Origin of the sequence: Algihabitans albus, assembly GCF_003572205.1 — a bacterium.
Classification (GTDB): domain Bacteria; phylum Pseudomonadota; class Alphaproteobacteria; order Kiloniellales; family DSM-21159; genus Algihabitans; species Algihabitans albus.
On the sequence record NZ_QXNY01000005.1, the window covers coordinates 311,716 to 336,922 of the forward strand.

19 protein-coding genes are annotated in these 25,207 nt (G+C 66.4%); 10 read left to right on the plus strand and 9 right to left on the minus strand.

Annotated elements, in window-relative coordinates; genetic code table 11:
- Positions 1-2: 2 nt before the first annotated feature.
- The 3 genes from pdeM to DBZ32_RS15525 form a co-directional block, all read right to left on the minus strand.
- Positions 3-716 (minus strand): ligase-associated DNA damage response endonuclease PdeM, encoded by a 714-nt coding sequence (gene pdeM, locus DBZ32_RS15515; RefSeq protein ID WP_119168095.1) that lies wholly within the window; start codon positions 714-716, stop codon positions 3-5.
- 96 nt (positions 717-812) lie between these two features.
- Positions 813-3,290, minus strand: coding sequence for a ligase-associated DNA damage response DEXH box helicase (locus DBZ32_RS15520; RefSeq protein ID WP_119168096.1), 2,478 nt, complete (start codon positions 3,288-3,290; stop codon positions 813-815).
- Between the two features lie 160 nt (positions 3,291-3,450).
- The gene (locus DBZ32_RS15525; protein ID WP_119168097.1) at positions 3,451-3,879 is read right to left on the minus strand and encodes an HIT domain-containing protein; all 429 of its coding nucleotides are present in this window, start codon (positions 3,877-3,879) and stop codon (positions 3,451-3,453) included.
- A gap of 97 nt (positions 3,880-3,976) precedes the next feature.
- Between DBZ32_RS15525 and DBZ32_RS15530 the strand changes: the two genes are divergently transcribed.
- Together DBZ32_RS15530 and DBZ32_RS15535 are read left to right on the plus strand one after the other, a co-directional pair.
- Entirely contained in the window at positions 3,977-5,026 is a 1,050-nt protein-coding gene (locus DBZ32_RS15530) for a ligase-associated DNA damage response exonuclease (protein ID WP_119168098.1), read from the plus strand.
- A 2-nt stretch (positions 5,027-5,028) separates the two neighbouring features.
- Positions 5,029-6,648, plus strand: coding sequence for a cisplatin damage response ATP-dependent DNA ligase (locus tag DBZ32_RS15535; protein ID WP_119168099.1), 1,620 nt, complete (start codon positions 5,029-5,031; stop codon positions 6,646-6,648).
- Here DBZ32_RS15535 and DBZ32_RS15540 read toward each other — a convergent pair.
- Entirely contained in the window at positions 6,645-9,059 is a 2,415-nt protein-coding gene (locus DBZ32_RS15540) for a GcvT family protein (RefSeq protein WP_119168100.1), read from the minus strand. The two genes, DBZ32_RS15535 and DBZ32_RS15540, sit on opposite strands and share 4 nt — an antisense overlap.
- A gap of 210 nt (positions 9,060-9,269) precedes the next feature.
- On the opposite strand from DBZ32_RS15540, the gene DBZ32_RS22135 reads away from it, so the two are divergent.
- Together DBZ32_RS22135 and DBZ32_RS15550 are read left to right on the plus strand one after the other, a co-directional pair.
- Positions 9,270-9,908: a class I SAM-dependent DNA methyltransferase gene (locus DBZ32_RS22135; RefSeq protein WP_162906783.1), complete on the plus strand. Its 639-nt coding sequence runs from the start codon at positions 9,270-9,272 to the stop codon at positions 9,906-9,908.
- A gap of 94 nt (positions 9,909-10,002) precedes the next feature.
- Entirely contained in the window at positions 10,003-11,385 is a 1,383-nt protein-coding gene (locus DBZ32_RS15550; RefSeq protein ID WP_119168102.1) for a diacylglycerol/lipid kinase family protein, read from the plus strand.
- Positions 11,386-11,436: 51 nt separating this feature from the next.
- Here the strand turns inward: DBZ32_RS15550 and DBZ32_RS15555 are convergent, their stop codons facing one another.
- From DBZ32_RS15555 to DBZ32_RS15565, 3 genes are all read right to left on the minus strand, one after another.
- On the minus strand, positions 11,437-13,890 hold the full coding sequence (locus DBZ32_RS15555) for a GcvT family protein (RefSeq protein WP_119168103.1): 2,454 nt from the start codon (positions 13,888-13,890) through the stop codon (positions 11,437-11,439).
- Between the two features lie 187 nt (positions 13,891-14,077).
- On the minus strand, positions 14,078-14,326 hold the full coding sequence (locus DBZ32_RS15560) for a VOC family protein (protein WP_119168104.1): 249 nt from the start codon (positions 14,324-14,326) through the stop codon (positions 14,078-14,080).
- An 11-nt stretch (positions 14,327-14,337) separates the two neighbouring features.
- The gene (locus DBZ32_RS15565) at positions 14,338-15,021 is read right to left on the minus strand and encodes an SDR family NAD(P)-dependent oxidoreductase (RefSeq protein WP_119168105.1); all 684 of its coding nucleotides are present in this window, start codon (positions 15,019-15,021) and stop codon (positions 14,338-14,340) included.
- A gap of 136 nt (positions 15,022-15,157) precedes the next feature.
- Between DBZ32_RS15565 and DBZ32_RS15570 the strand changes: the two genes are divergently transcribed.
- The 6 genes from DBZ32_RS15570 to DBZ32_RS15595 all read left to right on the plus strand — a co-directional run bounded on the left by DBZ32_RS15570 (position 15,158) and on the right by DBZ32_RS15595 (position 21,665).
- Positions 15,158-16,042, plus strand: a complete 885-nt coding sequence (locus DBZ32_RS15570; RefSeq protein ID WP_119168106.1) for a dimethylarginine dimethylaminohydrolase family protein — start codon at positions 15,158-15,160, stop codon at positions 16,040-16,042.
- 65 nt (positions 16,043-16,107) lie between these two features.
- On the plus strand, positions 16,108-17,493 hold the full coding sequence (locus tag DBZ32_RS15575; RefSeq protein ID WP_119168107.1) for an RsmB/NOP family class I SAM-dependent RNA methyltransferase: 1,386 nt from the start codon (positions 16,108-16,110) through the stop codon (positions 17,491-17,493).
- A 16-nt stretch (positions 17,494-17,509) separates the two neighbouring features.
- Positions 17,510-18,076, plus strand: coding sequence for a GNAT family N-acetyltransferase (locus DBZ32_RS15580; RefSeq protein WP_119168108.1), 567 nt, complete (start codon positions 17,510-17,512; stop codon positions 18,074-18,076).
- A 28-nt stretch (positions 18,077-18,104) separates the two neighbouring features.
- Positions 18,105-18,494, plus strand: a complete 390-nt coding sequence (locus tag DBZ32_RS15585) for a cupin domain-containing protein (RefSeq protein WP_235830225.1) — start codon at positions 18,105-18,107, stop codon at positions 18,492-18,494.
- 53 nt (positions 18,495-18,547) lie between these two features.
- Entirely contained in the window at positions 18,548-20,095 is a 1,548-nt protein-coding gene (gene guaA, locus DBZ32_RS15590; RefSeq protein WP_119168109.1) for a glutamine-hydrolyzing GMP synthase, read from the plus strand.
- Between the two features lie 220 nt (positions 20,096-20,315).
- Complete coding sequence (locus DBZ32_RS15595) at positions 20,316-21,665, plus strand: tyrosine-type recombinase/integrase (RefSeq protein WP_119168110.1); 1,350 nt, start codon at positions 20,316-20,318, stop codon at positions 21,663-21,665.
- Positions 21,666-21,780: 115 nt separating this feature from the next.
- Here the strand turns inward: DBZ32_RS15595 and DBZ32_RS15600 are convergent, their stop codons facing one another.
- Together DBZ32_RS15600 and traA are read right to left on the minus strand one after the other, a co-directional pair.
- Positions 21,781-21,996 (minus strand): helix-turn-helix transcriptional regulator, encoded by a 216-nt coding sequence (locus DBZ32_RS15600; RefSeq protein WP_119168111.1) that lies wholly within the window; start codon positions 21,994-21,996, stop codon positions 21,781-21,783.
- A 131-nt stretch (positions 21,997-22,127) separates the two neighbouring features.
- Positions 22,128-25,061: a Ti-type conjugative transfer relaxase TraA gene (traA, locus tag DBZ32_RS15605; protein ID WP_119168112.1), complete on the minus strand. Its 2,934-nt coding sequence runs from the start codon at positions 25,059-25,061 to the stop codon at positions 22,128-22,130.
- Positions 25,062-25,207 lie beyond the last annotated feature (146 nt).

Here is a 25,207-nt window from a genome sequence, read left to right on the forward strand (position 1 = left end):
TTTTACCCAACGATGCCGACCAATGCGGAAGCCGGATAGGCGGCCAGTGCCTTCTTGCCGAGCAGATGCGCCGTGAAGCTGTTCGGGAAGAGGTCGGAGACGGCTGGGTCCAACACGTCTAGTCCGCCCGTGTAAGTCCCGAACGAAGGCAGGATCAGGCGCCGGCCGTCGCTGACGAAGCAACGTGCGGAGACGCGCTTGCCCCGCACTTGGACGCAGGCCTTCGGATGGAAGTGGCCACTTAGTTCGCCGTCCGGTCGGTCCGCCAGCGCTTCGTGGCGGAAGACCAATCCGCCGACCGTCGTCTCCACCGCGACCTGCCCGCCCCAATCGGCCGGCGGGTCCGGATCGTGATTGCCGGCGATCCATAGCCAGTCGAGTTTTGCCGCCAGGCGCCGGATACGCGCTTGGTCTTGCTGTGATATACGCTCCGCGGCGGCTCTGTCGTGAAAAGAATCTCCCAGCGCAATCAATGCATTTGGGCAAAATTTCTCGACTAATATCTCAAGTTTTTCGAGTGTCGTGGAGGTATCGTAGGGCGGCAGAAACTGACCGCGCGCGGCGAAGCTGGAGCCCTTTTCGAAATGCAGATCGGCCACGATCAGCGTGGCCTGAGACGGCCACCAGAGCGCGCCGCTCACCAGCGGCTGCAGGCTCTGTCCGTTCACGCGCAGCAGCGCCACCTCGTCGGACTGGCTTCGTGGGCGATCGAACATGGAGTCAGTCTAGCCGGTCGGCGAGAGTCGCTTCACGTCGGATGACGCGCTGCGGCGCTGGGACGCGTCTTGCCCGCTGCGTGGGCATGGCTCGGGTCATAGAGGGAGCTTCGCCTGATCGAGCGTCGGAGCCGTCGCCTCCTCGATCAGCGCTTGAGCGCCTTCGCCCAGCAACTCGTCGAGCGCGTCGCCGTAAACCTGCTCCCGGCCGATTTCCAGCAGCACCGGCACGGCGAGCGGCGAGACGCGGTCCAGCCGCTGGTGCAGGATGCGGCCCTGGACCCGCGCCAGCATCTGGGCCAGGCGGCCGATGTCGGTCAAGCCCGTGGCGGCGTCGGCGCGGGTGGCGCGCAGCAGAACGTGGTCCGGTTCGTGTTTGCGCAGCACGTCGTAGATCAGGTCGGCGTTGAAGGTCACCTGCTTGCCGGTCTTTTCCTGCCCCGGCATGCGCCGCTCGATCAGGCCGGCGATCACCGCCACGTTGCGGAAGGTACGGCGGAGCAGAGAACTCTCGGCCATCCATTCCTCAAGGTCGTCGCCGAGCATGTCCTGGTCGAAGAGGGAATCCAGGTCTTCCGCAGGCTTGAGCGACCAGACCGCGATCACGTAGTCGGTTGCCACGAAGCCGAGCGGCGCAAGGCCGAAGCGCTCCATCCGCCGAGTCAGCAGCATGCCGAGGGTCTGGTGGGCGTTGCGTCCCTCGAAGCAGTAGGCGACTAGGAACTCCTTGCCGCCGCGCGGAAAGCTCTCGACCAGCAGGCCGTCGCGCGGCGGCAGGACCGACCGCCAGCGCTGCAGCCGCAGCCACTCGGCGACGGCCGGCGGAAAGCCGTCCCAGCCTCCATCGGAATGGGTCGGGTCCTCCAGCATCGCCCGCACCCGCTCGGCCAGATGGGTCGAGAGCGGCAGGCGTCCCCCGATGTAGCTCGGCACCTTGGGTTCGCCGGCACCGCTGGCCCGCGCGACGATCAGACTGGTGTCCTTGATGCCGAGGAAGGTCAGCAGTTCGCCGGCGAAGATGAAGCTGTCGCCCGGCACCAGCATCTGGGCGAAGTACTCCTCGACCTCGCCGAAACTGCGGCCGTTCTGCAGGCGCACCTTGAGGGTCGGGGCATCGACGATGACCCCGAGGTTCATCCGGTAGCGCCGGACGTGGGCCGGGCTGGCGACGCGCCAAAGGCCTTTCGCGTCGCGTACCAGCCGCCGAAAGCGCTCGTAGGTCTTGAGCGCATAGCCGCCGGTCGCCGCCAGACCCAGGCAGTCGTCGAAGTCTCGGCGGGCAAGGTTTCGGTAGGGCGCCGCGCGGCAGACTTCCGCGTAGAGCCCGTCCGCATCGAAGGGTCCGGCGCAGGCCACGCCCAGGATATGCTGTGCCAGCACGTCCAGCCCGCCGTCGCGCGGCGGATCTCCGTCCAGGCTGCGCTGGCGCACGCCCTCCTTGGCGGCGCGGCACTCCAGCACCTCGAAGCGGTTGGCGGGGATCAGCAGCGCCTTGGACGGCTGGTCCAGGCGATGGTTGGCCCGTCCCAGGCGCTGCAGCAGGCGGGAGACGCCCTTCGGCGCGCCCACCTGCACGACCAGATCGACGCTGGCCCAGTCGACGCCGAGGTCGAGGGACGAGGTGGCGACCACGGCACGCAGCTTGCCGGCCGCCATGGCCGCCTCTACCCTGCGGCGCTGCTCGACCGCCAGGGAGCCATGGTGCAGGCCGATCGGCAGACTGGCGTCGTTGAGCCGCCAGAGCTCCTGAAAGCAGAGTTCGGCCTGGGCGCGGGTATTGACGAAGATCAGCGTGGTGCCGGCTTGCTTGATCCGCTCGTAGACCTCGCCCAGCGCATGCACGGCCATGTGCCCGGACCAGGGCAGGCGTTCGCGGGTGGTCAGGATCTCGACTTCCGGCTCGGCGCCGTCGCGGCCCAGCACCGTGCGTACCTCCGGATCCCCGGCGTCTCCCTCTCGCGATAGCCAGGCACGCAGGAAATCCGGGTCGTGCACCGTGGCGGAAAGACCGACCCGCCGGACCCCCGGTGCAAGCGCGGAGAGGCGCGCGAGCCCGAGGGACAGCAAGTCGCCGCGCTTGCCGAAAGCCAGAGCGTGCAACTCGTCGATGACGACGGTGTCGAGTCCCGCGAAAATCTTGGCCGCATCGTGATAGCTGAGGAGAAGTGCGAGGGATTCCGGTGTTGTTAGAAGGAGTTGCGGCGGTTTCTTGCGTTGGCGTACGCGCTTGGCCTGGGGCGTGTCGCCGGTGCGGGTCTCGACGGCGATGTCGAGGCCCATCTCCGCGAGCGGATCGGTCAGGTTGCGCTCGATGTCCACGGCCAGCGCCTTCAGCGGGCTGACGTAGAGCGTGTGCAGGCCCTCGCGCGGATGGGCCGCCAGGTCGATCAGCGAAGGCAGGAAACCGGCCAGGGTCTTGCCGGCACCGGTCGGTGCGATCAGCAGCGCCGACTGGCGCTGTCGGGCCGCCTCCCAGATCTCGAGCTGATGGGCGTGCGGCGCCCAGTCACGCTGGCTGAACCAGGCGGCGAAGGAGGCTGGTAGTTGGGAAGCGGGAAGGCGGGCGGCGACCATACGGGCAAGATAGGCGGAAGTGCCGGTCGGTTCTAACTTTCGGCAGTCGGGACGACGGGAGGTGGGCGTAGACGGTCGTTCGATAAACTCAGGATAATAATATTTTCTATCAATATCTTAAGGTAATTTTTTTATATTCTACGTAAGAAATGATGGTCTCTCACCCCTCGGCATTTTCCATCTCGACGATCGCGCCGCGCAGGCGGACCAGCAGGTCCTCGCGCTCGACCGGATCGTAAGGCCGCGCCGGAATTTTCCCCCAGATCGGTCCGGGCCAGGCCGGGTCGGTCTGGAAGCGGGCGATGACATGGATATGCAGTTGCGGGGTCTGGTTGCCGAGCGCCGCCACGTTCATCTTGTCGGGCCTGAAGCAGTTCACCAAGACCTTCGAGGCCTTCACGATCTCCGCCGTCGCCCCCTGGAGATCGGCCCCCTCCAGATCGTGGAAGTCGCGCAGCCCGTCGCGACGGGGCACGAGGACAAGCCAGGGATAATAGGAGTCCTCCATCAGGAGTACGCGGCAGAGATCCCAGTCCTCGACCAGGTCCAGCTTGGCGAAGTCGGAGTGCAGGTCGAAGGTCTCAGCCATGGGCTGTACAGTAGCGCATCCTCGGCGGCCGCGAAACGATGGGGTTTGGGAAGTGCGGGGTTTGAGAAGGCAGCCGGTCTGAGCCATATCAAGCGGCATGTTGAAAGTTTCGAGCGCGCCCCACCCCGATACCTGGCTCGAGGTCCGGCCAGCCGGACTCTACTGCATCCCCGGCGATTTCTACGTCGACCCCGCCAGGCCGGTGGAGCGGGCGGTGGTCACCCACGGTCATGCGGACCACGCGCGTCCGAACAATGCTGCGGTGTTGGCGACGCCCGAGACGCTGGCGATCATGCGCAGCCGTTATCGGGAGGCCGCCGGCGGTTCTTTGGAGCCCTTGCCCTACGGCGAGACGCGCACCGTGGGCGAGGTTCGCGTCTCTCTCGCGCCCGCCGGCCACGTGCTTGGCAGCGCCCAAGCGGTGCTGGAGTACCGGGGTAGCCGGATCGTCATTTCCGGCGACTACAAGCGGCGGGAAGACCCGACCTGCCGGGCTTTCGAGCCGGTGCCCTGCGACGTCTTCGTCACCGAGGCGACCTTCGGCCTGCCTGTGTTCCGTCATCCGCCGACCGACGGGGAAATCGCCAAGCTGCTCGACTCTCTGCGCCTGTTTCCGGAACGCACCCACGTGGTGGGGGCTTACGCGCTGGGCAAGGCGCAGCGGGTAATCGCGCTGTTGCGCCGAGCCGGCTACGACCGGCCGATCTGGATTCACGGCGCTCTGCAGCAGCTCTGCGAACTCTACAGCGACCACGGTGTGGTGTTGGGCGAGCTGAGGCCCGCCACGGCGGCAAACAAGCAGGAGATGGCGGGCGAGATCGTGCTGGCGCCGCCCTCGGCCATCGCCGACCGCTGGGCGCGGCGGTTGTCCGATCCGGTGACCTCCATGGCCTCCGGCTGGATGCGGGTGCGCCAGCGGGCCAGGCAGCGCGGTGTCGAACTGCCCTTGATCGTCAGCGACCACGCCGATTGGGACGAACTGGTTCAGACCTTGGCCGATGTGGGCGCCCCCGAAGTCTGGGTGACCCACGGCAGTGAGGAAGCGCTGGTCCACTATGCCGGGCAGCAGGGCTTCCGCGCCCGCGCGCTCTCCCTGATCGGCCGCGGCGAGGAGGAGCAGGAGCTGGCTCAGGAGCCGAGCCCGTGAGTATGCCCGGTTTCGCCGAGCTTCTGGACCGGCTGATCTACACGCCCTCGCGCAACGGCAAGCTGCGCCAGCTGGCCGACTTCTTCCGCAGCACACCGGATCCCGACCGTGGCTGGGCTCTGGCGGCCATCACCGGCACCCTGGCGCTGACCAGCGCAAAGCCGGCGCTGGTGCGCGACCTTGTGGCGGAGCGCAGCGACCCGGTGCTGTTCGGCTGGTCTTACGACTATGTCGGCGATCTGGCCGAGACGGTGGCTCTGATCTGGCCGGAGCGGCCCGGCGCCAACCGGGCGCCGGATCTTGGCGAGGTGGTGGAGGCGCTGAACGCCGCCAGCCGCCGGGAGGTGCCGCAGCTTCTGGAGGGTTGGCTCGACACGCTGGATGCCACCGGCCGCTGGGGACTGCTGAAGCTGATTACCGGCGGCCTGCGCGTCGGCGTGTCGGCGCGTCTGGCCAAGACGGCGCTGGCCGCCTTCGGGGCCCGTGACGTGGCCGAAATCGAGGAGCTCTGGCACGGCTTGGAGCCGCCCTACGAGAGCCTCTTCGCCTGGCTGGAGGGGCGCGGTCCGATCCCCGATCTGGACCTGGCGGCCGCCTTCCGCCCCTTGATGCTGGCCAACCCGCTGGAGGATCGGGAGATCGAAGCCCTCCCGGTCCGCGACTACTGCGCCGAGTGGAAATGGGATGGCATCCGGGTCCAGTTGGTCGGCCGCGGCGGCCAGCGCCGGCTGTTCAGCCGCACCGGCGACGACATCGGGCGTGCCTTCCCCGACATTCTGGAAACGATCGACTACGATGCTGTCCTGGACGGCGAACTGCTGGTGCTGCGCGACGGCGAGGTGGCGCCCTTCAACGACCTGCAGCAGCGCCTCGGTCGCAAGACCGTTTCAGCCAAGATGCTGCAGAGCTACCCGGCGCACCTGCGCGTCTACGACCTGCTGTTCGATGGGGAGGAGGACCTGCGCGGACTGCCCTTCATCGAGCGTCGCCGGCGACTTGAGGCCTGGATCGCCCGAACGCGGCCGGCCCGCCTCGACCTCTCCCACCTGCTGACCTTCGAGACCCTGGAGGATCTGAAGGCGCTGCGCGAAACGGCCCGGGAGAACTCGATCGAGGGGCTGATGCTCAAGCGGACCGACAGTTCCTATGTCGCCGGCCGGCCGAGAGGACCCTGGTACAAGTGGAAGCGCGATGCGCTCTTGCTGGACTGCGTGCTGATGTACGCCCAGCGCGGCCACGGCAAGCGCTCCAGCTACTACTCCGACTACACCTTCGGCGCCTGGAGGCCAGACAGCGAAGGGGGCGACGAGTTGGTTCCGGTCGGCAAGGCCTACTTCGGATTCACGGACGAGGAGCTGCGTCAGCTCGACAAGTGGGTCCGCGATCATACGACCGAGCGCTTCGGACCGGTCCGCGCCGTCGAACCGGGGTTGGTGCTTGAGGTGGCTTTCGATGCCGTCCACCCCTCGACCCGCCACAAGTCCGGCCTGGCCATGCGCTTTCCCCGGATCAGCCGGATCCGTTGGGACAAACCCGCCGAAGAGGCCGACCGGGTCGAGACCCTGGAACGGCTGGTCGAGCGGCCCGCCGCCGAAACGGTGACCGCAACGGCCGCACGCTAAGCCCGCATCCGCGCGCCGTCGGGATCGAAGGGCGACGCGGACGTCAGGCGGGCCGGGCGGCGTTCGCCCAGGATCTCCACCTCGAAGGCCGCGCCATCTGTCGCCCGCTCGGCCGGGACGTAGGCCAATGCGATCGACTGCCCGACGGAGTGGCCGTAGCCGCCCGAGGTTACGTTGCCGACGACTTTGCCGTCCTGCCAGACCGCCTCGTCGCCCCAGGCATCGGCTTCCTCCGTATCCACCAGCAGGGTGACCAGCCGGCGCTTTGGGCCCTCGGTCTTGACGCGTTCGGCGGCGGCGCGGCCGATGAAGTCGCCTTTGTTCAGCGCCACGAAGCGGCCGAGGCCGGCCTCGTAGGGCTCGTCGTCGACCGAATACTCGCGCAGCCAGCCGCCGTAGCCCTTTTCCAGCCGCATGGAGTCCAGTGCGCGACTGCCGAAGAGCCTCAGGCCCAAGTCTTCGCCCTGACGGCGCAACTCGGCCAGCAACCGGGGCTGATCTTCCGGCGCGACCCAGAGTTCGTAGCCCAGATCTCCGGTGAAGGAGATCCGGCCGACCTGGGTCGATACGCCGGCGACTCGCATGCGGGCGAAGGAGAGGAAGGGGAACGCGTTGGCGGAGACGTCGCCCTCGGCCAGCCGGCTGAGCAGCTCGCGCGACTTCGGCCCGGCGATCATGAACCCGACGAGGTGGTCTCCCTGTGCCTCGACTGTCACTTGCGCCCCGTTCATCTGGCTTTCGAACCAGCGCAGATGGAAGCCCTCGGAAGGGCCCGAGCCGAAGATGTGGAAGGTCTCCTCGTCGGCGCGGGCGACCGTGAAGTCGCCGCGCAGCCGCCCGTCCGGCGCCAGCATCGGCGTCAGGGCGATGCGTCCCGTCTTCGGCAGTCGTCCCGCCAAGAGGCGGTCGAGCCAGGCTTCCGCGTCCTCGCCCGTGACTTGGTACTTGGCGAAGCCCGAGGTTTCGAACAGGCCGACGCCATCGCGGCAGGCCCGTACCTCGGCGCCGACCGGATCGAAGGCGTTGGAACGGCGGAAGCTCGGGATTTCCGATTGTCCCGGCCCCTCCGGCGAGAACCACAAGGCCTGCTCCAGTCCGTAGGTCGCGCCCCAGACGGCGGCTGCGGCCGAAAGCTCGCCATAGACCGGCGTCGTTCGCCGCGCGCGGCCAGCCGGCAGCTCCTCGTTGGGGAAGGTGATGCTGAAGCGGCGGGCGTAGTTCTCCTGCACCTTGGCATGGGTGTAGGCGGTATCGGCCCAGGCGCCGAAGCGGGCGTTGTCCATCGCGAAGACGTCCATGCCCGGATCGCCCTCGACCATCCAGTTGGCGAGCGTCAGACCGACGCCGCCGCCCTGGCTGAAGCCGGCCATCACACCGGTCGCCAGCCAGTAGCCGGGCAGGCCGCGCACCGGCCCGATCACCGGGTTGCCGTCGGGTGCGAAGACGAAGGGGCCGTTGATCGTCCGTTTGATCCCGGCGTTGCCCAGGGCGGGAAAGTGCTCGAAGGCCACCTCCAGGCTGGGGGCGATGCGGTCCAGATCCGGCTGCAGCAGCTCGTGACCGAAGTCCGGGGGCGTCCGTTCCGGCGACCAGGGCACGCCAGCCCGCTCGTAGGTGCCGAGCACCATGCCGCGGCCTTCCTGGCGCATGTAGGCCTCGCCCTCGAAGTCGATGCAGTGGGCGAGCTCGCGGCCGTGCGCCACCACTTCGGGCATCTCGTCGGTGACGATGTACTGATGCTCCATGGCCAGCAGGGGCAGCTCCAACCCGACCATGCGGCCGAGCTCGCGCGCCCAGAGGCCGCCGGCGTTCACCACCTGCTCGGCATGGATCGTGCCCTTCTCGGTGACCACCAGCCAGCCGCCCTCCGGGGCGGGGGACAGCTCGATCACCGGCGTGTGGCGGTAGATCTCGGCGCCCTGGAGGCGGGCGGCCTTGGCGTAGGCGTTGGTGACGCCGGAGGGATCGACATGGCCTTCGTTGGCGTCATAGAGCGCGCCCAGAAAGTGGCGTTTGTCCATGATGGGGAAGATCGTCTCGGCCTCGTCGAGCGAGATGAACTCGGTCTCCAGGCCGAGCAGGCGGTTTTTCGACTGGGCGACCTTCAGGTAGTCGAGCCGCTCGGATGTGCCGGCCAGCATGATGCCGCCGGTCAGGTGGATGCCGCAGGACTGGCCCGAAATCTCCTCCAGTTCGCGGTAGAGATTGATCGTGTAGCTCTGCAGCTTGGCGACGTTGGGATCGCTGTTGAGGGTGTGCATGCCGCCCGCGGCATGCCAGGTGGAGCCGGAGGTCAGCTCGCTGCGCTCGATCAGCACCACGTCGTGCCAGCCGGCCTTGGTCAGATGATAGAGCACCGAGGCGCCCACCACGCCGCCGCCGATCACGGCTGCCTGCACCCTGTCCTTCATCGGCCATCGCCCTTTCCGCCAGACTTCTCGACAAGATTAAAGCCTGGCGCGCGAGACGGTGACGGACAAACGCCGTTTCGGATCTTTCTTGCGACATCCGGCGGCAATGCCCGCGTTGAGTCGAGGCGCGATTCGATCCCTGCCGCCGCCGCGTGTATGGTTCGGCCTGCACCGTTGCCGAGTATTGGCCGGCGCCAAGGAGGACCGACGATGGACGAGCGATCGAAAGCAGAAGAGCAATTGGACCGAATCCGCCGGAATGCCGACGGTCCGGAGGCTGCGCGCAAACTCTATGACGAGTGGGCGCAGGGCTATGATGCCGACCTCACCGGGATGCACGGCTATGTCGCGCCGCAAGCCACCGCCCATGCGCTGGCGGAGCTCATGCCCGACCGGTCCGCACCGATTCTCGACGTCGGGTGCGGCACGGGACTGGTGGGGCAAGCCCTGGCCGACAGCGGATGCAGTTGCATCGACGGGATCGATATCTCCGCCGAAATGCTGGCCGAGGCTGGAAAGAAGGGCGTCTACCGAGCGCTCTGGTCCGAGAACCTTCTAGAGGGTACCTCGGCCGACGCCGACAGTTACGCAGCCGTGATCGGGGTCGGCGTGTTCTCACGCCAACTTCTGCCGCCCCCCGTCTTCGATGAGTTGATTCGGCTGGTCCGGCCGGGCGGCCATTTCGCGCTGGTGGTCCGTGGCGACCAGTTCGAATCGGAAGGATTCGCTGCCAAGATGCGGGACCTCTCCGCAGCCGGGCACTGGCAGGTCCTGGCCCACGAAAACGTGCCCTATCTCGATACGCTCGGCGAGCGCGGCGACTTGATCCTGTCCACCGCTTGCGATTGACGTCCGGTCGAATCTCGCCCCGGCGCCTTGCCGTTGGCACCTTGGCGATCCCCCGGTATCGCTTTTGCTCTTTCGAAGATCCGTCATTCCCCTCATGACCCGTCACGTTCCGCAGCCGCGCGCCCTCGTTCTGGTCGGTCGCAAAGAGCAGATCGCTCACCCGGCGGTCGGCGCAGCACGGGAAGTTCTGCAAAGCGACGGCTATGCGATTTCCGTCTGCAGTCTCGAAGACTGGCTGCAGGCGGACCCGTCGGGTGACGGGAACGCGATGGCCTTGGTGGTGGCCGCAGGCGGCGACGGTTCGGTCCGAGAAGCCGCCGCCATCGCCTGCGCGGCGGCGGCTCCCTTGGCGATCCTGCCGCTCGGCACGGCCAACGACCTGGCGCGTACGCTGGGCATTCCACTCGAGGCCGAGCGGGCGGTCGAGCTGCTGCGGACCGGTCGACGCCGGTCGATCGACCTGGGCCGCTGCAACGGCAAGATCTTCTGCAATGTCGCCAGTCTCGGTCTCAGCGCCAAGGTCGCGCGCCGCCTTACGGGCGAGCGAAAAAGGCGTTGGGGTCCGCTCGCCTATGCACGCGAGGCCTTCGATGCTCTTCGCACCTTCCGAAGCCTCCCCGTACGCCTGGATCTCGACGGCCGGACCCTGTCGCTTCGGGCCCTGCAGGTCGGTGTCGCCAGTGGTGAGAGCCAGGGTGGAGGTGCGAGGGTGACGCCAGACGCGCAGATCGACGATGGGAATCTGCGCGTCTACGTGCTGGAGCCGCAGAAGCCTCTACGCTTGCTGATCATGGCGCTGTCCTTGAAGCTGGGAGCTCACAATCTCTTCGACGGCGCCCACTTCTTTTCGGCGCAGCGCGTGCGGCTCGAGACCGCGCGGCCGCAAGAGATCAATGTCGACGGGGATCTTTTGGCGAGGACGCCGGCGGACGTGACCCTTATACCCGGTGCCATCGAAGTGCTGGTGCCGGAGTTCACACTGCAAGACCCCGGAGGGCGCATGAGCGACGAGGAAACGAAGGGTTTGTTGCGCAGCGATGCGGAAGTGTCTTTGGCCGAGTTGCTCGAGGTCCTGATCGGTGCTGCCGAAACCCACGCGCGCGGCGCGGAGCGCGTGAGCGGCACGGCCGTCGAAGAGACGCTGCGGGCTTGTGCGGAAGGCCGCCGGACTGATGCAGATCGCCTGCTGGCAGCCGGTCGGCAGGACGGCGAAATGACGGTGGAGCCGGATCCCGACCGAATGACGGTCGAAGGTGTGCTTCAAGGTGTGCGGGCGGCGCTGAGCCCGAGCGCGCTCGAAACGACCTTTCAAGAAAGCGAAGCGGCGGAGAACCGCGTCGCCGAAGCGCTCGATGCGGCCCGTGGTCACCGTCAGTCCGACGCGATCGCCCGGCAGCTTGCGAAGCTTTCGACCGAGACATCCGAGATCGGCGCGCGGCTGGCAAAGGCCAGAGCGGAGGCGAATTCCGACGCGTGACGCCGTGAAGAATCGCCCGGCCGGGGCCGATGGCGCCCCGCTCGCGGAGCCTTAAGCTCGCAGCCGCGCGTTTTCCGGATCCCAGGGGCTCTCGGCGATGACGCGGGCTGGGAAGCGCTCGCTCAAGACCTCGATCTCCAGGGCCGTGCCGATCTCCGCCACCTCCGGCCGGACGTAGGCCATCGCCAAGGTCTTGCCGAGATTGTGCGCGTAGATGCCGCTGGTCGCGCGGCCGATCATCCGGCCATCGGCGTAGAGCGGTTCGTTGCCGTAGGGATCGGCCAGGGGCCGCCCCTCGCGCCCTTCGATCTCCACCTCCAGGGTGACAAAGCGCTGCGGCACGCCCTCCTGCTGCTGGCGCACCAAGGCGTCGCGGCCGACGAAGTCACCCTTGTTGAGGCGCACGAAACGGTCCAGTCCCGCTTCGAAAACCGAGTACTCGCGGGTCAGGTCCTTGCCCCACATGCGATAGGACTTCTCGATCCGCAGCACGTCCATGGCTCGCATGCCGACCAAGCCAAGGCCGTGGGCGGCGCCGGCCTGCATCAGCGCATCGTAGATCGCATGCTGGTACTCGATGGGATGGTGCAGCTCCCAGCCCAGTTCGCCGACGAAGTTGACGCGCAAGGCGCGGACGTCGCCGGCCACGCCGATGGCGATCTCCTGCATCGACAGCCAGGGGAAAGCGGCGTTGGAGATATCGCTGTCGGTCACCTGCTCCAGCACCTTGCGGGCGTTGGGGCCCGCCAGCACGAAGACGCCGCGATGCAGGGTGACGTCCTCCAACTGCACGGAGCCGTCGCCCGGCAGGGCCTTCCAAAGAAAGTCCCAGTCGAAGCGGTTGGCGGCGCCCGAGGAGATCAGGTAGTAGCGCTGCTCGCCCAGCTTGGTGATGGTGAACTCGCTGCGGATCCCGCCATGCTTGGTCAGCGCATGGCTGAGACTCATGCGTCCGATCTTCTTGGGAATGACATTGGCGACCAGGCGGTCCAGGTAGGCTTCCGCGCCGGGGCCGGAGACTTCGTATTTGGAGAAGCTGGTCAGGTCGATCAGACCACAGGTCTCGCGCATCAGTTTCGCCTCGCGGCTGACCGAGTCGAAATAGTTGCTGCGGCGGAAGGACCAGACGTCCTTGCGCTCCACGCCTTCGGGGGCGAACCAATTGGGCCGTTCCCAGCCGAAGCGCTGGCCCCAGACCGCTCCCGCGCGATCCAGCTTGTCGTGCACCGGGCTGGTTTTAGCTGGGCGGCCGGCGGGCCGCTCTTCGTCCGGATAGTGAACGACGAAGACGTGCTCGTAGGCTTCCTCGTTCTTGATCTTGACGTACTGCTTGTTGGCGTAGGCGCCGTAGCGGCGGGGGTCGACGTCCAGCAGGTCGACGGAGGGTTCGCCCTCGACGATCCACTCGGCCAGATAGCGGCCGGACCCGCCGGCCGCCGTGATCCCGAAGGAGTGACCCTCGTTGAGCCAGAGGTTCCTGACGCCCCAGGCCGGTCCGACCAGCGGGCTGCCGTCGGGCGTGTAGGAGATCGGGCCGTTGACGATGTCCTTGATGCCGACCTCGGCGAAGATCGGCACGCGCCGGATCGCCGCTTCGACATGCGGCATCAGCCGTTCCAGATCGCCGGGGAAGAGATCCTGGCCGAAGCTGTCGGGCACGCCCTCGACAAAGCGCGCCGGCGCGCCTTTCTCGTAAGGGCCGAGGATCAGGCCCTGGCGCTCCTCGCGCATGTAGTAGCTGGCATCCGACTCGCGCAGCACCGCCATCTCCGGCAGACCCTGCTTCTGCCGCTCGACCAGCGCCGGATGCGCTTCGGTCACGATGTACTGGTGTTCGACCGGGATCGCCGGCACGTCCAGGCCGAAGAGGGCGCCGGTCTGGCGGGCGTAGTTGCCGGTGGCGCAGACGATATGCTCGCAGACGATGTCGCCCTTCGGGGTGTGGACGGTCCATTCTCCGTCCGGCTTCTGGGTCGCACCGGTGACCGGCGTCTGGCGATAGATCTCGGCGCCACGGTTGCGCGCACCGATGGCAAGGGCGTTGGTCAGGTCGGCTGGCGCGATATGGCCGTCGTCCGGATGGTAGAGTGCGCCGACCAGATCCTCGACTTCGCAAAGCGGCCAGAGCTTCTTCACCTCGCTCGGGCCGATCATCTCGAAGGGCACGCCGATGGTGTTGGCGGTGCCGCAGTACTTCTTGTACTCGTCCAGCCGTTCCTGATTGCAGGCGAGGCGCAGGTTGCCGGTGACATGGAAGGAGACGTTCTGTCCGGTCTCCTCCTCAAGCGTCTTGTAGAGGTCGACCGAGTACTTGTGGATCTGGCCGACGGCGTAGCTCATGTTGAAGAGCGGCAGCAGGCCGGCGGCGTGCCAGGTCGAGCCGGCGGTCAGTTCGGTGCGCTCCAGCAACACCACGTCCGACCAGCCGAGCTTGGCCAGGTGGTAGAGAGTGGAGACGCCGACGGCGCCGCCGCCGATCACCACGACACGTGCCTGAGTCTTCATCGCCGCACTCCGTCAACAGCCGTCGAGGCCGATCTGTTCGACCGTTGCTTCAGGATGACCAAGGTCGGCTGGCCCGGACTTGCGGATTGCGACACGCCAGGCCGCGATAGCGACAGCAGCGACGCCGTGCGAACGACCGCCTTGGCGCCGGCAGCTTTCGCGCGTTCGTAGATCGCGTCCGGGCTCGCTACGGCGACGTAGGGACTTTGGGTGGTGCCGTCGAAGTTTTGGGTGTCGCTTCCAGCTTTTCGAGCCGGACCTCGCGGGCCGGGCCGGGCATGATCATGTCCCGACCCAGCGTCAGTTGCGTGTGGGCGCTGCCGCCGGCGCCGTTTTCCACGACCAGATGCCGCCCGAAGCCGAAGGCCTTCCAGAGCCAGCCGATCATCCTCGAGGCGCCCTCGTGGCGCAGACAGGGGATTATCGCGCCGGTCATGACGCTCTCCGTCACCAGCGCTCGGCCGCGGGCCTCAGATCAATCTCGAAACTCCAGGCGGCGCGGTCTTGCCGGTGCAGCTGCCAGTAGGCCTCGGCGATGGCTTCGGGAGCCAACAGCGTCGCCGGGTCGCGGCCTTCGTGACCTGCCGAGGCGATCTGACCGTCGATGACGGTGTGGGCGACGTGAATGCCCTGGGGGCCGAACTCGCGGGCCAGGGACTGGCTGAGGGCGCGTAGACCGAACTTCGACAAGGCGAAGCCCGCGAAACCGGCGCCGCCGCGCAGGGAGGCCGTGGCGCCGGTGTAGATCAGCGTCCCGCCACCTAGTTCCAGCATGCCCGGAATCGCCGCCTGCGCCGTATGCAGTCCGCCCAGGCAGATCACCCGCCAGGCCGCTTCCACCTCGGCGGGCGACAGCTCCAGCGCGCCGCCTCGGACCATCTTGCCGGCGTTGTAGACCACCAGACGCGCCGATCCGCTCGCCTCGAACAGTGCTGTCACGCTGGTCGCGTCGGCGGCATCGCAAGCGGCCGCCTCGATGCCGGTCAGGCCGGACTCGGCGATCAGCCGCTCGACCCTGTCGCGGCTGCGCGCGGCCGCGATCACCCGCAGACCCTCGGCCGCGAAGCGTTCGCAGAGGTGCCATCCCAAGCCCGGCCCCACGCCGAGGACCACCGCCGTGTCCTGCGTCATCGTTCTCTCCCTTGCCGACTCTTCTGTTAGCCTACAGCGCAGTAGAGCCGATCGTCATGGTTTGCCGCCATAGTCGCTGCTGTCTTCGCGGCGCGTGACGATCGGGTCTGGGACGTGTCGCGGGGAGGGGGAGCGCATGGGGCATCCGGACGGACTGACGGACTGGGTCGTTCACTCGGAAACGGGAAGGTTGCGGGAGGTGCTGCTCGGCCCGCCGGATTTCTTCGAGTGGCGGCCGGTGGGCGCGATTTCGCGCGAGACCTTGCGGCGCGAGGAGCGCTTCGACCGCCAGCTCGCCATGGCCCAGCATGCCCGCATGGTGGAGGCCTACGAGGCGGCCGGCGTGACCGTGCACAGCTTGGCCGCCTGGCCGGAACTGCCCTACGCGGTCTTCGCGCGCGACTCCTCGGCCATGACGCCCTGGGGGCCGCTGATCACCCTGGTGCAGACGCCCCACCGACGCGGCGACTACGCGGTGGCGATCAAGTTCTACCAGGACCATGGCGTTCCGATCTGGAGGATGGTGACCGCCGGCCATTTCGAGGGTGGCGATCTGCAGGTGTTGGAGCCGGGGCTGGTGCTCTGCGGCTATGGCGGCGAACGCTCCGACAAGGCCGGTGCCGAGCAGGTCGCCGGCTGGTTCGAGGCGCAGGGGTGGGAGGCTGTCCTCGTTCCCTTTCCGGCGCATTTCGTTCATCTGGACGTGACCGTCGGTCCTTTGGCGGACAAGCTGATCGCCGTCTGCACGGAGGCGCACGAGCCCTGGTTTCCGGATCTGCTGAAGGCGCGCGGTTACGAGATCCTGGAGGTCAGCTACGGCGAGGCGACGCAGCTCGGCTGCAACGTGGTGGCGCTGGGCGACGACCGGGTGCTCTCCACGGCGCGCAATACGCGCCTCAACGAACGGCTGCGCGCCCGGGGGATCGAGGTCTACGACCCCGACCTGTCCATGTTTACCCTGGGCGGCGGCGGGCCTCACTGTCTCTGTCAGGCGCTGAGGCGGGAGTCGCCAGGGGGCTGAAGACGGCGAGCGCGACTCTGGAAAGGCTGGCTCTTCGGTCGCTGGGGTGCCACATAGGCCACGCCATGACACCCGCCGCCCGTACCCAAGCCACGCTGGACCTCCTGAATCTGCTCTTTCCCCCGGAGGGCGGCGCCGGTCCGCCCGCCGACCGGGTGCTGGCCGACTACCTGCGCGGCCGGCGCTACATCGGGTCCACGGACCGCCGCACTATCGCCGAGCAGCTCTACGGTGTGCTGCGGGCCCATGCGCGACTCGGCTGGTGGTTGGAACGGCTGAACCTCCCGGGTGATAATCGCATCAGATTGATCGCCTGGCTGCTGCTGGCCAGGCATGAGTCGGTCGCCGCCGTCCGAATCCTCTTCGACGGTTCGCACCATGGGCCCGAGCCGCTCGACGCGAGCGAGGTCGAAGCGGCGAAACGCCTGGCCGGCGAGGCGCCCGGACAGGTGCTCGACCATCCGGACCAACCGCTCGACGTGCGCCACGAAGTTCCGGCCTGGCTCTTGCCGCAGTTGCGCGCGGCCCTGGGGGCCGACCTGCAGCGCGAGCTCTCGGCTCTGGCTGGCGAGGCGCCTGTCGATCTGCGCGCCAACACCCTCAAGGCCGACCGCGCAACGGTTCAGGCGGCGCTGGCGGAGGCGGGAATCGACTCGGCCGTCGGGCGTCTTTCGCCCTGGGCGCTCCGCATCCACGGGCGGCAGCCGGTCGCGGCGACCCAGGCCTTTCGCGACGGCCTCGTGGAAGTGCAGGACGAGGGCTCCCAGGTCGTTGCCTGGCTGGTCGGAGCCAAGCCGGGCGAGCGGGTCTGCGATCTCTGCGCGGGTGCCGGCGGCAAGACTCTGGCGTTGGCCGCCACGATGCGGAACAAGGGCCAGATCTTCGCCTGCGACACCCTGAAGGGCCGGCTCGACCGCTCGGCCGTGCGCCTGAAGCGTGCGGGCGCCTTCAACGTCGCCCGCCGCGTGCTCAAGAGCGAAACCGATCCCTGGATCAAGCGCCACAAGGCGGGCTTCGACAGGGTGCTGATCGACGCGCCCTGCAGCGGCACCGGCGCCTGGCGGCGCAACCCCGATGCCAAGTGGCGTCTGACCTCGGAGGCGCTGTCGGACCTGACGGCCTTGCAGGGCCGGCTGCTCACCTCGGCGGCGCGGCTGGTGAAGCCGGGCGGCCGGCTGGTCTACGCGACCTGTTCCCTCCTGCCGTCGGAAAACCAGGGTCAGGTCGAGCGCTTCCTTGCCGTGCGCGGAGACTTTAAGCTGATACCGCTGGCCGAGGCCTGGTCCGAAGCCCTGCCGGGCAAGCCGCCGACCGGCGGCGACACGCTATTGCTGCGCCCGGCCGGGCATGGCACCGACGGCTTCTTCGTCGCGGTGCTCGAGCGGCAGGTAGAAGACGCGCAGGTACAGAACGGACAAACCGGCGAAACCGAGAGGAGCCAGAGCGGATGAGCCCTGCTTGGCGGACATGACGGTGCGGGAGGCCACGCCGATGGATGCGGCGGCCATCGCTCGCATTCATGTCGAGACCTGGCAGGCCGCCTACGCGGGTCTGGTGCCCGACGCCTATCTCGCCGGCATGTCGATACCGCAGTACGAGCGCTTCTGGCGCGAGCTCACGGGGCAGCGCCGGGGCGAGATCGTTCTGGTGGCGACGGATGACGAGAATGGCGACCTGGTCGGCTTCGGGTCCTGCGGGCGCCTGAGAGATCCCTCGGCGGGGGCGGATCCGCCCTTTCGCGGCGAAATCTATACGCTCTACGTCCACCCCGACGTGCAGGACCGCGGCCATGGCCGGGCGCTGCTGACCGCTCTCTTCGAGGAACTGGCGGCCAAGGGTTTCACCAGCGTCGGGCTCTGGATGCTGGCCGGCAATCAGACGCGCTTCTTCTACGAGCGCATGGGCGGTCAGGCCGTGGCCGAGCGGGAGGAGCGCTTCGCCGGGGTCTGGCTGCCAGAAGTCGCCTACGCCTGGCCCGACCTGATTTCCTGGATGGCGCAGGTCAAGCAGGGCCAGAACCGCCCGAGAGACTAGATCGTCCGAGAGAGGAGGGGAGACTGCCGTGAACGGCCCGACCGAAAAGCTGCCCAGAGGTTTCTCGGTGGTTCATGCCGACAGCCCCTTCGCGCCCGGTTTGCGCGGCTTCTTCGAATACCGCGACCTGGGCATCGCGGCCGCCACCGGCGGCAGCGTCGGTGCCCAGGTGATCCGCGCCCGGCCGGGCGGCGAGGCTCGGCCGGTCTGGCATAGCCACGAGCTGGCCTTTCAGATGGTTTATGTGCTGAGGGGATGGGTCGTCTTCGAGTACGAGGGCATCGGCGAGGTTCGTCTGGAGCCCGGCTCCTGCGTCCACCAGCCGCCCCGCCTCCGCCACCGCGAGGTGGCGCATTCCGACGATCTGGAGCTGCTGGAAATTACCCTGCCGGCCGAGTTCGAGACGGAAGAAGCTTAGCGGGCTTCTCGACAACAGTCGCGCCGCACGGACGAATCGGCTATCACCCGGTCATGACGGACCGAGTACTGATTCTGGACTTCGGATCGCAGGTCACGCAGCTCATTGCCAGGCGCGTGCGCGAGGCCGGGGTCTACTGCGAAATCCTGCCCTTCAATGCCGAGCCGGCGCGACTGGCCGACTTCGGCCCCAAGGCGGTGATCCTCTCCGGCGGGCCCGCCAGCGTGACCCAGGAGACGACGCCCCGCGCGCCGGATCTGGTCTTCGAGCTGGGCGTCCCGGTGCTGGGCATCTGCTACGGCATGCAGATGATGATGGAACAGTTGGGCGGCAAGGTGGAGACCAGCGACCATCAGGAGTTCGGCCGCGCCTTCCTGGAGGTGGCCGAGCCGTCTCGCCTGTTCGCCGGCGTCTGGGACAAGGGCGAACGGCACCAGGTCTGGATGAGCCACGGCGACCGGGTGCTGCGCCTCGCCCCCGGTTTCGTCACCGTGGGCCAGAGCGCGGGCGCCCCCTGCGCCGCCGTCGCCAATGACGAGAAGCGCTACTACGGCGTCCAGTTCCATCCCGAGGTGGCCCATACGCCGGACGGCGCCCGTCTGCTGTCCAATTTCGTCCGCGAGATCGCAGGTTGTACAGGCGACTGGAGCATGGCCGCCTTCCGCGCGCAGGCCATCGCCCAGATCCGTACCCAGGTCGGTGACCGCAAGGTGATCTGCGGCCTCTCCGGCGGGGTGGATTCTTCGGTTGCCGCGGTCCTGATTCACGAAGCCATCGGCGAGCAGCTCACCTGCATCTTCGTCGACCACGGCCTGCTGCGGGCCGGCGAGGCCGAGCAGGTGGCGGAGGTCTTCCGCGACCACTACAACATCCCGCTGGTGGCGCGCGACGCCTCGGACCTCTTCCTCGGCAAGCTCGAGGGCGTCGAGGACCCGGAGCGCAAGCGCAAGATCATCGGCGCCACCTTCATCGATGTCTTCGAGGAGGAAGCGGCGCATCTCGGCGGCGCCGACTTCCTGGCCCAGGGGACGCTCTATCCCGACGTGATCGAAAGCGTCTCCTTCACCGGCGGCCCCTCGGTCACCATCAAGAGCCACCACAACGTCGGCGGCCTGCCCGAGCGCATGCGCATGCAGCTGGTCGAGCCGCTGCGCGAGCTCTTCAAAGACGAGGTGCGCGACCTCGGCCGCGAACTGGGTCTGCCGGAAAAGCTGGTCGGCCGCCATCCCTTCCCGGGACCGGGTCTCGCCATCCGCATGCCCGGCGAGATCACCCGGGAGAAGGCCGAGATCCTGCGCAAGGCCGACGCCGTCTACCTGGACCAGATCCGCAAGGCCGGCCTCTACGACGCGATCTGGCAAGCCTTCGCCGTGCTGCTGCCGGTCAAGACCGTCGGCGTCATGGGCGACGCCCGCTCCTACGACCATGTCTGCGCCCTGCGCGCCGTCACCTCGACCGACGGCATGACGGCCGAAAGCTACCCCTTCGACCACGAGTTCCTGGCCGCCACCGCCACCCGCATCATCAACGAAGTGCGCGGCATCAACCGCGTCGTCTACGACGTGACGAGCAAGCCGCCGGGGACCATCGAGTGGGAGTGATCTAAGGTCGTTTCAGACCATCCCGCTCGGTGCCGAAAGTCGCTCGATCTGATTGACTACAAAGGAAAATTATTCCCACCCCGTATCGCTGCATGTCACCCCAACCTAGTCACTTTGTTGGCAGAGATGTTGGTACGACGCAGGATGGTCAAGAAACGGGCCTTCGCTACCAACAGCCTGTCTTGTTGGTATCCGTTTGCTTCAGACCGGATGCAGATTTATGGGCAAGCTCACTGATAAAGAACTGAAAAACCTGAAACCGAAGTCCAAGCTTTATAAGGTGACCGACGGCGACGGGATGCATGCGGCCGTCACACCAACAGGTGTCATCTCTTTCCGGTATCAGTACCGCGTGAACGGGCGGCAGGAAGTTCTGACCATCGGTCGGTACAGTGCTGTGGCCGCGCGCAAGCTGACACGCGAAGCCGATGCGCTGGAATACGGGATGCAGGTTTCGCTTGCGGAGGCCAGGACACTATTGGGGCGGGCTAGGTGCCAGGTCGAGCGTGGCGAGTCACCGTCTAAGGCGAAGGTGGAGAAGCGCACGGCGTCGGCCGCAGCGTTGACGTTCGGTGGCTGGGCCGAAGCTTACTTCAAACACAAGGCCGACCCGAAGTCGGGAGCGGAGAGACTGGCCGACAGCACTTTGGCGATGCGCCGATCAGTTTATGATCGTGCCATTGCGTCAGAGCTGTCGAAGCTCAAGCTGCAAGAAATCACGCCGCAACGCCTCAAACGTTTGTGCGATGAGGTTAAGGAAAAGCGCGGGCCAGCGGTCGCCGTGCATGTTCGCGAGATCGTCTTGCTGGTGTTCCGCCACGCTCAGGCATGTGGACTGGATGTAAGCAATCCCGCTGAGTCCATTCGTACGAGCGCTATCGCCACGTTCGAGCCACGCGACCGCGCCTTATCGCCGTCAGAAATCCGCGCGGCGCTGGCGGCTTTAGATCATGTCTCGGCCGCACCGACGCTCCGCCTAGCCGTGAAGTTCGTCTTGCTGACCGGCGTTCGGAAGTCGGAGTTCATCGACGCTACGTGGACGGAAATTGACTTCGCAAGTGCGCGCTGGACAATTCCGGCCGAGCGAATGAAGTCTGGAAAGACGCATATCGTGCCGCTGAGCGATCAGGCGCTCGATATTCTAACGGCGTTCCGCACCATGTTCGGTGCGAGCCGATATCTGCACCCTGGCCGATACGACTCCGAAACGCCCATCAGCAATGCCACGCTCAACCGCGTAATCGATGCTGCTGTAAAGCGTGTCCGCGAGAATGCCCCGGATTTTCAGAGCTTCGGCGTTCACGACCTACGCCGCACGTTCTCGACTGGTCTGAACCGGGCCAAGTTCGATGATCGGTGGATCGAGATGAGCTTGGCCCACGCGCCTAGGAACCGGATCGCGTCCGTCTACAACGTAAACAGGTATCTCGCCGAGCGAAAGATCATGCTGCAATGTTGGGCCGATATGCTCGACGCTTGGATGAGAGGCGAATCCGCGAAGGAACTAATCGCTGACGCGAAGCGGCGCGCTGCGGATATTCATGACGACGAACTGGATGACGATCTCTGAATTACGTGCCGCTCACCGTAATTCCCCTTCCGGCCTTTCGCAGTTGTCATTCGTGGTCGCGATTCAGCGGCAAGTCCGACTACCGTTTTGCTGTCATTGGCCGTTGATCGGCCAGTCAATTATCGAAGTCGACCTCGTTCAACGGTCGCCATCTGACCGGATCAGCAACCCAGCGATCAATATCGGATTCCCGCCAACCGGCACCGTTGAGGCTGATCTTGATTTGGGCCGGGAACGTACCCTCTACGATCTTCCTGTAGATGGTGGACCGGGACAGACCAGTCCGGGAAAGAACGGTCTTTAAACGAACGATACGATCTGGTTGATGCATGGCTGCGCTGCCTCCTACTGGTCGTTTCTGACGATTGCAGAGACCAGTCAGAGGAGAGATTTTTCGTCCTGCAAGAGATGTTTAGCCGACGTAGCCCTATGGCGTGCAAGCGGCGGTAAATAGGATGGGTTTCAAAGACCGATCCCCCTTCCTCTTCCGAGGTCGAGACCGTGAGAGAAGGCGAGGGCGGCACCGAGTCGGCGGCCTGTCTCCATATTGATGCCGAGCGCGGCCTTGCGATTGGCAAGAAGGGACTCAAGCTGCGGATCGCGTTGGAGGCTCTTAGCCATGTCGCCCATCTCCGACCGCGTGGCCTTGTAGCCGGACATGTCGCCAGCCTGGTATTGGCGGTGGCTGGTGCGGTCCAGCTTCTGCCAACGCTCTACGAAGCGGTTGGCGCGGCTGCCCTGATCGGCCCCGCGTCCGGTACGGATTTCGGTTTCTAACTGGAGCGCTTGAATAGTGCGGTTCACGCGTCCTGATCCGGCTTCGCGGGCGAGGCTGTTGTCCTTGCTGTAGGCCGATTCCGCATCCTGCGAGCCATGGGGTCGAACCTCATCGAATGCACGCCGTGCCGCGCCAAGCTCCTGCCGCTGCACGGCAGATGGCGAAAGACCACGGTGTTTGGCTTCAAGAATTGCATCGGATGCACGGGCATGGCGGATTAGCGCATCGGTGCGGGCCTTGCGCAGCGCCGCGTCTGCCTGCCGAACCTCGCCGACGCCCGACCTTAGCCTGTCAACGGGCGTCGGAGGAAACCGCACTTCTTCGAACAAGCGGCGCACCTTCTCGGGCACCTGGCGCACGATTTCGACCGCTCGGGCGCGGAAGGTGATGCCGCGTCGCGCGGCATAATTTTGCTCCGGGTTGGTCTGTTCGTAGTCCGACGCCATGTCCTTTGCGCGGTCGCGCGACAGGGTGTTGGTAAGCCGGTCTCGATTGGCGAAGTCGTCGCGACCATAATGCAGGTCCATGCTATCGCGGTGCCGTGACAAGGCGACATAGCTGCCATGGGTGTCCATGCCCGGCGTTGCCAGGACATGCGTCCGGTCCACCGTCATGCCCTGCGCCTTGTGGATCGTCGCGGCATATCCGTGGTCGATGCGGTTGTAGTCCTTGAGGTCGAAGGCGATGGAGCGGCCATCATCGGCCTGCACCGTTATGCTCTGTGCGCTGACCTGCTCGATGGTGCCGAGTGTGCCGTTCTTCACGCCAAGCCCACGTTCGTTCTGCAGGAACATGACGCGGTCCCCGGGGGCAAAGCTGCGAGCGCCGCGTTCGACTGAGACGAGCACGTCCTCGCCCAGATCGCCAGCCTCCCGCATTCGGTCGCGGGCGGCCTTATTGAGTTCCCGCACCTCCGCATTGGTATGGGTAAGGATAATTCTGCTGCAGTCTGGTGACGCCTGCCGCTGGCGGTCCCATCTGTCGATCAGATCGCCGCGCGCCTGCTCGCGGGTGTCGGCGGCATGGACCATGCCATGACTTTCATAGGTTTGGATCGCATGAACGGTTCTGCCGGTGGCCAGATCGCGGGTGGCCGCGCGCTGCCAATCCTCGCGCTGGCGGCGGACGGTGCCGATCTCCGCGCCGCCATGACGCTCGTGGATCGATCGGAAGGCCGCGCCCGCCTCGATCGATTGCAATTGCTGCGGATCACCTACCAACACCACCTTCGCGCCCGCTTCCGCCGCGTGGGACAGCACGCGCTCCAGCTGCCGCGTGCCGACCATGCCAGCCTCGTCAATCACCAGAACATCGCGCGCGGTGAGCATGTCACGGCCATTCTTCCAGCCATATTCCATGCTAGCGATAGTGCGGGATGCGATGCCCGATCCGCCCTCCAGATTGTCGGCCGCGATGCCAGATAGAGCTACCCCCCGAACCTCATAGCCCGACGCTTCCCAAGCTTCGCGCGCAACGCCAAGCATCGCGCTCTTTCCCGTCCCGGCGTAACCGACCACGATGCCTAGATCGCGCCCGTCCGTCACATGCACCAGGGCGCCCACCTGCTCGCCGGAAAGGACAAGGCCGCGCTGTTCGGCTTTTGCAAAAGCATCGACCCTGCATTTGTCTTTGACCTCATGGCGTTCCCGTTCCGCCATCACTTCGGCGGCGCGGTGCAGGCGCTGTTCGGCGTCGATCATGTCGCGGGTCGTAAACCGATCGTCGCCCCGTCCATCCAGTCCAAGTTCGATTAGTTCGGGCGAGCGGCGCATAGCGTCAGTCACCGCGTTGAACTGATCGATGCCATCGCTGTGCCGGTGCGCAAACTTCGCCATGTCGCGCCGCGTGAAGGTCGATTGCTGCTGGGTGATCGCGTCCAGTGCGATGGAAGGATCAGCGATGATCCGTTCTCCGTTTTTGCGGGCGATCTCGCGGTGCATGTCTGCACGCTCTGCGGCTTCGATCCCTTCAGCGTCGATCCGTTGAGCGGGTGCGCCGATTTGGCTTTGAGGCTCAAGCCCGATCCCTTGGGCCTCGAGGCTGCGATGGTCGATCCGCGCGTCTACGTCGAGTTCGGCCAGCCGCTCGTTGGCAAGCTCGGCCCAGCGTTCACGCCAGCGTTCCACCAATTCCGTGCGGTTCCACTCCCGCACCTTCGGGCCGAAACCATCCTCGTCCACGGACCGCATCGTCAGCATGACATGCGCGTGGGGTTTGGACATGCCGTCCTCACCGATGTCCCAATGCACGTTCATGTCCGCGATCATGCCGTGATCGACAAATTCCGACTGAGCGAAGTCGCGGGCAAGTGCGATGCCCTGCGCACGCGTCATCTCGCGCGGAATGGCGAACTCAACCTCGCGGGCAAGCTGGGCGTCCTTGCGGACCTCGAAGGCTTCGACGTCGTTCCAGAGCCGTTCACGGTCTGACCACTGCTCCGGCGCATTTTCGGGCAAAAGCACCTGTGAATGGACGACGCCGCGCTTGCCCGAAAAATCCTGCACGCGGTCGATGCGCTCATCGCGCATCCGCGAGGCTGAGCGGTAGGCTGCGGAGGCCACCGCACTACTCCCGGCCTTGCGGCCAATGACTTTGACGTGAAGATGATAGATCGCCATCGCGGTCGAGAATTGGCACGAAGACGCGTCCGTCGGAACGACGTATAAGCGCGCCCTCCCTCGAAAAAATCTCGGGATGGACCGGGCCGTGCCAGACCGTCCCGGCAACCTAGAAGCAATCGGCGACGTGCTCAACTATCATAGCT